11 protein-coding genes are annotated in these 11,543 nt (G+C 67.4%); 2 read left to right on the forward strand and 9 right to left on the reverse strand.

Features of this window, described 5'->3' with window-relative positions; translation table 11 throughout:
• Window positions 1-529 precede the first annotated feature (529 nt).
• Entirely contained in the window at window positions 530-919 is a 390-nt protein-coding gene (locus ACIBVN_RS25355) for a hypothetical protein (RefSeq protein WP_397140281.1), read from the forward strand.
• A gap of 22 nt (window positions 920-941) precedes the next feature.
• Here the strand turns inward: ACIBVN_RS25355 and ACIBVN_RS25360 are convergent, their stop codons facing one another.
• Window positions 942-1,427 carry a hypothetical protein gene (locus ACIBVN_RS25360; RefSeq protein ID WP_397140283.1) on the reverse strand — a complete coding sequence of 162 codons (486 nt, stop codon included), beginning with the start codon at window positions 1,425-1,427 and terminating at the stop codon, window positions 942-944.
• A 652-nt stretch (window positions 1,428-2,079) separates the two neighbouring features.
• Window positions 2,080-2,736 (reverse strand): peptide-methionine (S)-S-oxide reductase MsrA, encoded by a 657-nt coding sequence (msrA, locus tag ACIBVN_RS25365; protein ID WP_397140284.1) that lies wholly within the window; start codon window positions 2,734-2,736, stop codon window positions 2,080-2,082.
• 123 nt (window positions 2,737-2,859) lie between these two features.
• Here msrA and rarD point away from each other — a divergent pair, with 123 nt between their 5' ends.
• A complete protein-coding gene (gene rarD, locus ACIBVN_RS25370; protein WP_397140286.1) occupies window positions 2,860-3,783 on the forward strand; it encodes an EamA family transporter RarD in 924 nt (307 codons plus the stop codon).
• Here the strand turns inward: rarD and ACIBVN_RS25375 are convergent.
• The 7 genes from ACIBVN_RS25375 to nuoI form a co-directional block, all read right to left on the reverse strand.
• Complete coding sequence (locus tag ACIBVN_RS25375; protein ID WP_397140288.1) at window positions 3,751-4,740, reverse strand: polyprenyl synthetase family protein; 990 nt, start codon at window positions 4,738-4,740, stop codon at window positions 3,751-3,753. The genes rarD and ACIBVN_RS25375 overlap by 33 nt on opposite strands.
• Before the next feature lie 11 nt (window positions 4,741-4,751).
• On the reverse strand, window positions 4,752-6,341 hold the full coding sequence (gene nuoN, locus ACIBVN_RS25380; protein WP_397140290.1) for an NADH-quinone oxidoreductase subunit NuoN: 1,590 nt from the start codon (window positions 6,339-6,341) through the stop codon (window positions 4,752-4,754).
• A complete protein-coding gene (locus ACIBVN_RS25385; protein WP_397140292.1) occupies window positions 6,338-7,897 on the reverse strand; it encodes an NADH-quinone oxidoreductase subunit M in 1,560 nt (519 codons plus the stop codon). Before ACIBVN_RS25385 ends, nuoN begins: the two co-directional genes overlap by 4 nt.
• Window positions 7,897-9,741, reverse strand: coding sequence for an NADH-quinone oxidoreductase subunit L (nuoL, locus tag ACIBVN_RS25390; protein ID WP_397140320.1), 1,845 nt, complete (start codon window positions 9,739-9,741; stop codon window positions 7,897-7,899). The genes ACIBVN_RS25385 and nuoL overlap by 1 nt, the downstream gene beginning before the upstream one ends.
• A 73-nt stretch (window positions 9,742-9,814) precedes the next feature.
• A complete protein-coding gene (nuoK, locus tag ACIBVN_RS25395; protein WP_349458279.1) occupies window positions 9,815-10,111 on the reverse strand; it encodes an NADH-quinone oxidoreductase subunit NuoK in 297 nt (98 codons plus the stop codon).
• A complete protein-coding gene (locus ACIBVN_RS25400) occupies window positions 10,108-10,917 on the reverse strand; it encodes an NADH-quinone oxidoreductase subunit J (protein ID WP_397140294.1) in 810 nt (269 codons plus the stop codon). The genes nuoK and ACIBVN_RS25400 overlap by 4 nt, the downstream gene beginning before the upstream one ends.
• Complete coding sequence (gene nuoI / locus ACIBVN_RS25405; RefSeq protein ID WP_349458282.1) at window positions 10,910-11,425, reverse strand: NADH-quinone oxidoreductase subunit NuoI; 516 nt, start codon at window positions 11,423-11,425, stop codon at window positions 10,910-10,912. The genes ACIBVN_RS25400 and nuoI overlap by 8 nt, the downstream gene beginning before the upstream one ends.
• Window positions 11,426-11,543: the final 118 nt, after the last annotated feature.

Below are 11,543 nucleotides of genomic sequence, written 5' to 3' on the forward strand. Positions count from 1 at the left end.
GTTCGCGCTCGTGATCCGGCAGCCGTGATCGCCTTCGCGGTCCTGCTACGCCACCCGGCGGCAGGAGCTGACGGCCGTGTATACAGGCATCCCGTCACCGCCCATCGCGTTGCCGTCCAGCGGCACGCTCACGCTCGCCTACTCCTTCACACCTGATCACCCAGCAGTAACCGGCCTGGTGGTAGAACAGCCACGGCTGGGTGTTGTGCGCGGAGGGCGCGGCAACCGACGAGTCACCGATCTCCCGCGTCATCGGCGACGACCCGACACTGACCGCCACCGAACACGGACTGGTGGTGGCAGACGGGAAACGAGGCGTCGTGGCGCATTTCGGCCTGGATCTGGAACTCCTGGGACTGTGGCACTCCGGCGGTGCCGACGAGACCGAACTGACGGGCTATGCCACGGCTCGCGGAGTTCTCGTCACCGCCCGCTGGGCGGGCCGCCACTCCCACGTTAGGTGGCTCACTCCCCGGAAGAGGGCCCGGCACTTGCGTAACGGCTACGGCGCATACGCCATGACTGGTGCGTGCGTGCGGCGGCCTGCCGCTCGCCCTGCGCATCGCCGCCGCGAACGGGACTCACCCTGGACGGTGCCGAGCACAACGCCGTCACCATCGCCTTCTCCGCCTCCTACCGCGCGCTCGCCCAGCGGAACAACGGTGTGCCGCGCGCGTCCGATTTCGGCCGGTTTGCGTGCCGGGCCCAGTACGCCGTCCAGCAGTGCCCGGCCGTCCTCGTCGGAGAGCGGGCCGAGCGCATGCGAGCGGCGCTGATCCACACCGCCAGCCGCGGCTACCCCCGCGCGATCAACAACCTGGCCATCCAGGCATTGCTGGCCACCTTCATCGCCGACAAGACCATCGTCGACGAGTCCGCCGCACGCGCTGCGGTCAACGAGGTCATCGCCACAGAGTGAAGCAGCCTAAGAAGATCATTCGTCACGATGCTGACACCCGGAACGAGAATCGTCTGGTTGTGAGGTCAAGGCTCGGCGGCAGAGGAATCTCAACCGCGATTTCTCCTGTCCGTGCTACGGCCCGCCAGCGCCGGAAATCCAGGAACCGTAGGTAACCTTCGAGCTGTTCCGGTTGAGCGTCAGTCCAAGGCGTCAGCCATCCGTCGTCGTCCAGGCAAGCGTCCTTCGTCTGGCCGGTCTGGTGAAGTTCCGTCAACGCGCCGACATATGCCGCGAGATCGGTCTCGTCGTAGGAACCTTCGTGGGGATGGTGCGGGCAGTAGTCAAACTCCAGATCAGCATGGTGGTACGCCTCCGCGAACGTCCGCCACCGCCCTAGCGCGGGGCCATCGACGATCACACCCTGGTACCAGGGGTAGGTATCCTGTACGTCGTCTAGGACGATGCCGGCGATGAGTTCATCGTCAAAGTACAGACGTATATCAAGCTCGTTGAATGCCTCATCCATGGCCGTAACGGTACTGAAATTGATCAGTTGTCGCCGCTGCTCCACCCGTTCAGCCCTTCGGCCGTTGTGGCTTCGCCAATGGCAAGATGTACACCAAGCCGTCAGCTTGCACACCAAGACCCCGCCCGGCACATCCGGCGGGGTCTTTTCACGCGGCTACATCACTACTGCGGATGTCGCGTTCATCACCATCATGAGTGATCGGCAACACTAGCTTGCGGACGATCGCCCTGATCGGCATCCCCTCCGACAGGTGAACCGGCGGATCTCAGCCCAATCCTCCACACTCAAAGGTGATCAGCCCCCTGCCACCCAGCTACGTTCAGGTCCGTGTGGCGATTACCTCGGTGCCGGAGTGCTCCCGCCGGAGGCATTCCTTGGCCTCATAGACTCAGTCCGGCAGTCAGCTTCTCGCATGGTGCTGGAGAACGTCCTGCGCGTGGTTCTGCCTGCGTTCGTTGGTGCGGCGGGGCGGCCGGGCGGGACCGGCCCGGAGAGGCCGCACGCCCGCCCGGACCGCCCGGCCGCCCGCCGCCCAGCGGGCGGCGGCTTGACCCTGCAGTGAAGGCTGTCGCCGAAGACGGCTCTGGCCCATGATCGGCGCCGGACCTACCGGGCGACCATAGGCCAGAATCTGGCTATCTCCGCAGGTCTACGCCTCGCCGGAGGTCAGGCCGACCGGACAGGCCACGCCCGTGCCACCGATGCCGCAGTAGCCATTGGGCACTTTGTACAGGTATTGCTGGTGATAGTCCTCGGCATAGTAGAACGGCCCCGCGGAGGCGATCTCCGTGGTGATCTCGCCGTAGCCGGCCGCCTTCAGCACCCCCTGATACGCCTCCCGAGAGGCCTCAGCAGCCTTCTGCTGCTCCGGCGAGTGGTGGTAGATGGCCGAGCGGTACTGCGTCCCCACGTCATTGCCCTGGCGCATGCCCTGCGTCGGGTCGTGGGCCTCCCAGAAGACCCTCAGGAGCTCCTCGTACGACACCTTCGCCGGGTCGAACGCCACCCGGACGACCTCCGCGTGCCCCGTGAGGCCGCTGCAGACCTCCTCGTACGTCGGGTTGGGCGTGTAGCCGCCCTGGTAGCCGACCGCCGTCGTGACGACCCCGGGCGTCTGCCAGAACTTGCGCTCGGCGCCCCAGAAGCAGCCGAGGCCGAAGTCGGCGATCTCCAGGCCCGCGGGCGGGGTGAGCGGGGCGTCCAGGACCGCGTGGCGGGAGGGGATCGGCATGGGGTCGGGGCGGCCCGGAAGGGCGTCCTCGGGTCGGACCATCGATGTCTTGTTTCCGCCGAAAATCCAGCCCATGGCGCTACCTCCACTAGGTCTCGTCCCACACTACACAGGCGCCAACGCTTTAGAGTGGCTACACGATTCCGTATAGCGGACGAAACTTGTGTTTAAAGGTGGTAATGGCCGAAGATGGGGTACATGCCTGACCTTCGGCGCGGTGTCTTGTTCGGGATCGCCGCCTACACCGTGTGGGGCCTGTTCCCCCTCTACTGGCCGCTCCTCAAGCCGTCCGGCGCCGTCGAGATCCTGGCGCACCGCATGGTGTGGTCACTCGTCACGGTTGTCGCCGTGCTGGCCGTGCGGCGGCATTGGTCCTGGTTCCGTGCCCTGATCAGGCAGCCCAAGAAGATCGGGCTGCTGACGCTGGCCGCCACGCTCGTCACCGTGAACTGGGGCGTCTACATTTACGCGGTCAACAGCGGGCACGTCGTCGAAAGCGCTCTTGGCTACTTCATCAACCCTCTCGTCAACGTGCTGTTCGGCGTGCTGCTGCTGCGGGAGCGGCTGCGACCGCTGCAGTGGGTGGCCGTCGGGTTCGGGGCGCTGGCGGTGCTGGTGCTGACGATCGACTACGGGCGGCTGCCGTGGATCGCGCTCACCCTGGCCGTGAGCTTCGGCGTGTACGGGCTGGTCAAGAAGCAGGCCAACGTGGCCGCCACCGAGGGTCTCACCGTCGAGACCCTGGTGCTGTTCCTTCCCGCGCTCGGCTACATCCTCTTCCTGCAGACGGGCGGGCAGGGCACGTTCGCCGACCATGGCCTCGCGCATGCGCTGCTGCTGATCGGCGGCGGGGTGGCCACCGCCGTGCCGCTGATCTGGTTCGGGGCGGCGGCCATCCGGGTGCCGCTCAGCACCATCGGGCTCCTGCAGTACATCGCGCCGATCCTGCAGTTCGCCTGCGGCGTGCTGATCGCCAAGGAGACCATGCCGTCCAGCCGGTGGATCGGCTTCTCGATCGTCTGGCTGGCCTTGGCGATCTTCACGTACGACAGCTTCAGGACGGCGAGGGCCGCGCGGCGAGTCCGGGAATCAGCCAGAACGCTCGACCACGTAGTCACATAGCGCCAAAAGTGCGGACCTGGCGGGGACGTCGGGAAGGCCGGAGATGTCGGTACGAGCCCGGTCCACCCACGATTCCAGCTCCGCCCGCGCCTGCGCCATCGCAGGGTGGGCACGGAGCAGAGTCAGCGCCTCATCCACGTCGTCCTCAGCCACCGGCCCCGACAGCAGGTCGCGAAGACGCGACGCCTCCCCCGACGCCAGTGCGTACAGGACCGGGAGCGTCTTGATGCCCTCCCGCAGGTCCGTCCCCGGCGTCTTGCCCGACTCGGCGCCGGAGGACGCCACGTCCAGCAGGTCGTCCCCGAGCTGGAAGGCCACGCCAATGGCCTCACAAGCCCGGCTGAGCCGCTCCTCGACGTCAGCGGGAGCGCCGGACAGCAGCGCGCCGAAGCGGCCGGACGCGGCGATCAGGGAGCCCGTCTTGTCGGCCAGCACACCCAGGTAGTGCGCGATCGGGTCCTCATCCTCGCGCGGGCCGACGGTCTCGCGGATCTGCCCCTGCACGAGGCGGGAGAACGTCTGCGCCTGGATGCGGATCAGCTCGGGGCCGAGGTCCGCGAGGATGTCGGATGCCTGGGCGAACAGGTAGTCGCCGGTGAGGATGGCCACGGTGTTGTCCCACCGGGCGTTGGCGGACGGTGAGCCCCGGCGTACCGGGGCCTCGTCCATGACGTCGTCGTGGTAGAGCGAGCCCAGATGGGTCAGCTCGATCACCACCGCGCCGGGCACCACGCCCAGCGCGGAAGGGTCGCCGAACTGCGCGGCGAGCAGCACCATCAGCGTGCGGAACCGCTTGCCGCCGGCCTCTATGAGGTGCTTGGACGCCTCCGTGACGAAGGCGTCCTCGCTCTCCACCGACGAGCGCAGGAGTTTCTCGACCGCGGCCATTCCGTTGGCCAGGTCCTGCGCCAACCGCTCGTCCTCGATGGGAAGGTCAATCACGGGAGGCGCAGACATACGAGATCCCCTTATCTGATGAACAGGCTGCGAGCAGCGTCGTTGGCAACACCGAGCACGGACTCCGGGTAGAGCCCCACCCCTACGGTAACCAGCAGGGAGACGGCGATGACGGCCACGGTCCCCATAGTGGGCACCGCGATCGCCGGGCCGTCGGCCGCGGGCTCGCTGAAGAACATCAGCACGATGACGCGGACGTAGAAGAACGCGGCGATGGCCGAGGCCACCACACCCACCACGACCAGGCCGGCCATCCAGCCGCCGCCCATCGAGTCGCCGGGCTGCGTCCCGCTGCTCAGCGCGGCCGCGAAGACGGCGTACTTGCCGAAGAAGCCGCTCGTCAACGGGATGCCGGCGAAGGCCAGCAGGAAGAAGGCGAACACCCCGGCCAGCACCGGCGCGCGCTTGCCGAGACCGGCCCAGCGCGACAGGTGCCCGGCCTCGCCGCCCGGGTCACGCACGAGCGTGACCACCGCGAACGCGCCCACCGTGGTGATGCCGTAGACCGCCAGGTAGAACAGGATGGCCTTCAGCGAGACGGCGTTCTGCTCGGCGGAGCCGAACGTGGCCATCACGCCGACGAGCAGGAAGCCCGCGTGCGCGATGGACGAGTAGGCCAGCATCCGCTTGATCTCGGTCTGCGTGATCGCCAGGATCGAGCCGACGATCATGGTGAGCGCGGCGACGCCCCAGATGATCGGCCGCCAGTTCCAGTCGAGGTTACCCAGACCCACCCAGAACACCCGCAGCACGGCGCCCACGGCCGCGACCAGCGTGCCGGAGGCCATCAGAGCGGTGATCGGGGTCGGAGCGCCCTGGTAGACGTCCGGCTTCCAGGCCTGGAACGGCGCGGCGCCGATCTTGAACAGCAGGCCCACGCCGAGCAGCGCGAGCCCCAGCATCAGGATCGGGTCGAGCGAGGCGCTCTTGGCCATGGCCTCGTTGATGCCCGGCAGCGAGACGGTGCCCGCGAAGCCGTACACCATCGCGGTGCCGTACAGGAAGAACGCCGAGGAGAACGCGCCCAGCAGGAAGTACTTCATCGACGCCTCCTGCGACAGCAGGCGGCGCCGGCGGGCCAGGCCGCACAGCAGGTAGAGCGGCAGCGACATGACCTCGAGGCCCACGAACATCATCAGCAGGTCGTGGGAGGCCGGGAAGAGCAGCATGCCGCCCACCGCGAACAGCACCAGCGGGTACACCTCGGTGTGCCCGCCGCCCTGCGTCTCGGCCTCCTCCTCGTCGGCGCTGCCGGGCACGGCCGCCGCCGAGGCGACGAAGTGGCCCTCGTCGTTGATCAGCAGCACGCACACGAACGACAGGACGAGGATGACGCCCCAGATGAACAGCGCGGGCCCGTCCACCGCGACCGCGCCCATGGCGACCGGCGCGGTCGGCACGTTGCCGCGCAGGACCTGCACGAGCACGAGCATGAACGCGCCGAACAGGCTCAGCAGGGTGAGCGGTACGTGGATCGACTTGCGCAGGTACCGAGGCGCGAACGCCTCGACCAGCACGCCGATGACGGCCGCGCCGAAGACCACCAGCAGCGGCGCCAGCGTGCCGTACTCGATCGTCGGCGCTGGGATGGAGGAGTTCACTGACCTGTCCCCTTCTCAGCGATGGTGGAGGTCGGCACTTGCACGTTGGTCAGCGTCTGCTGCACCGACGGGTTGATCACGTCGAGCAGCGGCTTGGGGAAGAAGCCGAACCCGATGATCAGTGCGACGAGCGGAGCCAGCACCCAGACCTCGCGGGCGTTCAGGTCCTTGAACGCCTTGACCGGCTCGGCCGTCGGCCCGTTCAGGGTGCGCTGGACCATCCACAGGATGTAGACGGCGGCGAGGACCACGGCTACCGCGGAGATCACCGCGGCCACCGTCAGGGCCCCGGAGCCGTGCGCCTGGCTGGAGTACGTGCCGACCATGACCATGAACTCGCTCACGAACGACGAGAGCCCCGGCAGCGAGAGACCGGCCAGACCGGCGACCAGGAAGAAGCCCGCGAGCACCGGGGCGACCTTCTGCACGCCTCCGTAGTCGCCGATGAACGGCGAGCCGCGCCTGGCGATGAGGAACCCGGCGGCCAGGAACAGCGCGCCGGTGGCGAAGCCGTGGTTGACCATGTAGAGGGCCGCGCCGGACTGGGCCACGGACGACATGGCGAACACGCCGAGCACGATGAACCCGAAGTGGGAGATCGACGTGTACGCGATGAGCCGCTTCATGTCGGTCTGCCCGATGGCCACGATGGCGCCGTAGATGATGCTGATGACCGCCAGCACGACGATCGGCGTCGTGAACGCCTTCGACGCGTCGGGGAACAGCTCCAGGCAGAAGCGGAGCATCCCGAACGTGCCGACCTTGTCCAGCACGCCCACCAGCAGCACGGCGGCACCGGCAGGAGCCTGCGCGGCCGCGTCGGGCAGCCAGGTGTGCACCGGCCAGAGCGGGGCCTTGATCGCGAAGGCGATGAAGAAGCCGCCGAACAGCCACTTCTGCATGGCCGGGTCCTGGATGGCCCCGACCAGTTCGGGGAACATGAACGTGCTCTTGCCCGCGACGAAGTACAGCCCGATGACCGCGACCAGCATGAGCAGGCCGCCGAACAGGGAGTACAGCAGGAACTTGACGGCCGCGTAGGACCGCTGGGCGCCGCCGTACGACCCGATCATGAAGTACATCGGGATCAGCATGGCTTCGAAGAAGACGTAGAAGAGGAAGATGTCGGTCGCCGCGAAGACGCCGATCATCATCGTCTCCAGCACCAGGAGCAGCGAGAAGTAGGTCTTCACCGACCGCTTGGGCGTGATGAGTGTGCCGTCGGCGGTCTTGACCCCGTCGGCGTCGTGCCAGGAGGCCAGCACCACGATCGGCACCAGCACCACCGACAGGGCGATCAGCACGAGCGCGACGCCGTCGACGCCGACTCCGAACTTCACGCCGAAGCTCGGGATCCAGTTGTACTCGGCGGTGAACTGGAACCGAGGGCCCGTCGGCTTGTACCCGGCGGCCATGACACCCGTGAGGACCAGCGTCAGCAGCGAGACCAGCAGCGTGACCTGCTTGGCCAGCTTGTCACTGCCCTTGGGAAGCAGGGCCACCACGATGGCGCCCACCACGGGCACCGCCATGAGTATCGGAAGCCAGGGTGACATCAGATGTTCCCAACGAGGAGCAGGGCGCCGGTCAGCAGGGCGGCACCGATGAAGATGGACAGCGCGTACGTTCTGGCGAAGCCCGTCTGGAGTCTCCGCAAGCGCCCGGAGCTGCCGCCGATGCCCGCGGCCAGACCGTTGACCAGCCCGTCGATGCCGCGGTTGTCGAAGAACACCGCGATCCGGGTCAGCCACTGGCCGGGACGCATGAAGAGCGATTCGTTGAGCGCGTCACCGTACAGGTCACGCCGGGCGAACGTGGTGAGGAACGACCCGCGCGGCTGCACGGCAGGCACCTCGGCCCGGCCGTACTTCACCCAGGCGAAGGCCGCGCCGACCGCGACGAGCGCGAGCGTGGCGAGACCGGGCGTGCTGGCGAAGTGGAAGGCGGGCAGTTCCTCCGGCCGGCCGACGGCCGGGGCGAGGAACAGCATGAGCCGGTTGCTCAGGATGAGGTAACCGCCAAGCCCGATCGAGCCGATCGACAGGATGATCAGCGGCCAGGTCATGACGGCCGGTGACTCGTGCGGGTGGGCGTCCTCCGCCCAGCGCTTCTCGCCGAAGAAGGTCATGAAGACCATCCGCGACATGTAGAAGCCGGTGATGCCCGCGCCCAGCACGGCCAGCCAGCCGAGGACCTGGTTGTGCTCGACGGCGGTCTCGATGATGCCGTCCTTGGTGAAGTAACCGGACAGCAGCGGGAAGCCGATGATCGCCAGGTAGCCGATGAAGAACGTGACGAAGGTGACCGGCATGAACTTGCGCAGCCCGCCGTACTTCCGCATGTTCACCTCGTCGTTCATGCCGTGCATGACCGAGCCGGCGCCGAGGAACATGTCGGCCTTGAAGAAGCCGTGCGTGATCAGGTGGCCGATCGCGAACGCGTACCCGGCGGGGCCGAGGCCCGCGCCGAGCATCATGTAGCCGATCTGCGACATCGTCGAACCGGCCAGGCCCTTCTTGATGTCGTCCTTCGCGCAACCGATGATCGCACCGGCGAGCAGCGTGGCCGCGCCGACGATGGCCACCGCGAGCGCGGCGCCCGAGCCCTCGTGGAAGAAGAACGCCCCGGAGCGGACCACCAGGTAGACGCCGGCGGTGACCATGGTCGCCGCGTGGATCAGGGCCGACACGGGGGTCGGGCCCTCCATGGCGTCCAGGAGCCAGGACTGCAGCGGGAGCTGCGCGGACTTGCCGCACGCGCCGAGGAGCAGCAGCAGGCCGATGGCCAGCGTGGTGCCGTTCTCGACGCCGGTCGTCTTGGCCGCGAGGTCCTTGAAGGCGAGGGTGCCGAACGTCGTCCAGATGACGAACATGCCGACCAGCAGGCCGAAGTCGCCGACGCGGTTGACCACGAACGCCTTCTTCGCGGCGACCGCCGCCGACGGCTTGAACTGCCAGAACCCGATCAGCAGGTACGAGGCCAGACCGACGCCCTCCCAGCCGATGAACAGGCCGACGTAGTTGTCGGCCAGCACCAGCAGGAGCATCGCGGCCACGAACAGGTTCAGGTAGGCGAAGAACCTGCGCCGGTGCTCGTCATGGGCCATGTAGCCGATCGAGTAGATGTGGATCAGCGAGCCCACACCGGTGATCAGCAGTGCGAAGCTGATCGACAGCGGGTCGATCAGCAGCCCCATCTTCACCAGACCGGGGATGAAGTCGTAAAGCTCGACGGCCCGCCGGCGCTCCTCTTCCCCGAACCCGATGAGTTGGAAGAACGCCAGCACCGCCACGACGAACGAGGCGAGGGACATGGCCACGCCCAGCAGATGGCCCCAGCGGTTCGTGGACCGGCCGAACGCCAGCAGGATGAACGCCCCCACCAAGGGGAAGGCGATCATCAGCCAGGCGTTGCCGATCACCCCGCCGGTGTGCTGGACGATCTCAGCAACATGAGATTCCACCAGTCACCTCTTAGTACTTCAGCAGGTTCGCGTCGTCGACAGACGCGGACCTGCGGGTTCGGAAGATCGTCACGATGATGGCCAGGCCGACCACGACCTCGGCCGCGGCCACTACCATCACGAAGAACGCGATGATCTGGCCCTCCAGGTTGCCGACCTGCCTGGAGAAGGTGACGAACGCGAGGTTGCAGGCGTTGAGCATGAGCTCCACGCACATGAACACCACGATCGCGTTACGCCTGATGAGCACGCCCAGCGCGCCGATGCCGAACAGCAGGGCGGACAGTACGAGGTAGTGCGTCGTCACTTGGTCACCTCATTGTTCTGCTCGACGACGCGCGGCTCGATGCCGCGCTCCTCCGCGTCCTCCTCGGCCGTGTGCTGGATGGCCTCGGCGAGCCTCGGGTCCTCGGGCAGGTGGCCGTGCTCGACGTCGTAGCGCGCGATGTAGCGGTTGACCGAGGACTCGGCGGCCGTCCCGTCGGGCAGCAGCGCCGGCATGTCGATGGCGTTGCTCCTGGCGTAGGTGCCGGGGCCCGGCAGCGGCGACGGGTGGTCGCCGAGGAACCGGGCGCGGGCCAGGTCCTTCTGCGTGGGCTTCTCGGTCAGCTTCTCGCGGTGCGCGAGCACCATCGCGCCCAGCGCCGCCGTGATCAGCAGCGCCGAGGTGATCTCGAACGCGAACACGTACTTGGTGAACAGCTGCAGCGCGATCGAGCGGATGTAGCCGCCCTGCGCCGTGGCCTGCGCCAGCCCCGCCTGGTCCGCGAAGACCGCGTTGCCGATGGCCAGTCCGATCAGCGCCACGAAGCCGAGTGACGCGATGGCCGCCCAGAAGCGCTGGCCCTTCAGCGTCTCGACGAGGGAGTCGGAGGAGTCGACGCCCACCAGCATGAGCACGAACAGGAACAGCATCATGATCGCGCCGGTGTAGACGATGATCTGCACCGCGGCCAGGAAGGGCGCGTCCTGCACGGCGTACAGGACCGCGAGGCTGAGCATCACCGTGCCGAGCATCAGCGCGGAGTACACGGCCTTCCTGTTGAAGACCATGCCGAGCGCGGCGCCGACGGACACGACGGCGAGCACCCAGAACGTGATGGTCTCACCCATTGGTCCGCCCCAGCCGGTAGTAGTCCTCTTCGGTCTCACCGAGCCGCATGGGGTGCGGCGGCTGCTCCATGCCCTGGGTCAGGGGCGCGAGGAGCATCTCCTTGGTGAAGATGAGGCTCTCGCGCGTGGTGTCGGCGAGCTCGTACTCGTTGGTCATGGTGAGCGCGCGGGTCGGGCAGGCCTCGATGCACAGGCCGCACAGGATGCACCGCAGATAGTTGATCTGGTACGTGCGCCCGTAACGCTCGCCCGGCGAGTAGCGCTCCTCGTCGGTGTTGTCCGCGCCCTCGACGTAGATCGCGTCGGCCGGACACGCCCAGGCGCACAGCTCGCACCCGACGCACTTCTCCAGCCCGTCAGGCCAGCGGTTGAGCTGGTGACGCCCGTGGAAGCGAGGGGCCGTCGGCCTCTTCTCCTCCGGGTAGTTCACCGTGACGGGCTTCTTGAACATGGTGTGGAAGGTGACCCCGAAGCCCTTGACGGGGTTCAGCCAATCAGTTAGTCCCACTGGGAATCTCCTTGCGCTGCACCCCGTGGTAGTGCGGCAGATCGAGCGGCGGCACCGGGAAGCCGCCGGCCGTCGGCTCTTCGGACAGTTCCTCGAACTCGGCCTCGACCTGAGCCTT

The organism is Nonomuraea sp. NPDC049400, from assembly GCF_044466425.1.
In the GTDB taxonomy this organism is placed as follows: Bacteria; Actinomycetota; Actinomycetes; order Streptosporangiales; family Streptosporangiaceae; genus Nonomuraea.

Coding starts and splice junctions, on each gene's coding strand:
- ACIBVN_RS25375 (WP_397140288.1), bottom strand. CDS start 4,740: ATGTCTGCGCCTCCCGTGATTGACCTTCCCATCGAGGACGAGCGGTTG.
- rarD (WP_397140286.1), top strand. CDS start 2,860: ATGCCTGACCTTCGGCGCGGTGTCTTGTTCGGGATCGCCGCCTACACC.
- nuoL (WP_397140320.1), bottom strand. CDS start 9,741: ATGATCGCCTTCCCCTTGGTGGGGGCGTTCATCCTGCTGGCGTTCGGC.
- ACIBVN_RS25360 (WP_397140283.1), bottom strand. CDS start 1,427: ATGGATGAGGCATTCAACGAGCTTGATATACGTCTGTACTTTGACGAT.
- msrA (WP_397140284.1), bottom strand. CDS start 2,736: ATGGGCTGGATTTTCGGCGGAAACAAGACATCGATGGTCCGACCCGAG.
- ACIBVN_RS25400 (WP_397140294.1), bottom strand. CDS start 10,917: ATGGGTGAGACCATCACGTTCTGGGTGCTCGCCGTCGTGTCCGTCGGC.
- ACIBVN_RS25385 (WP_397140292.1), bottom strand. CDS start 7,897: ATGTCACCCTGGCTTCCGATACTCATGGCGGTGCCCGTGGTGGGCGCC.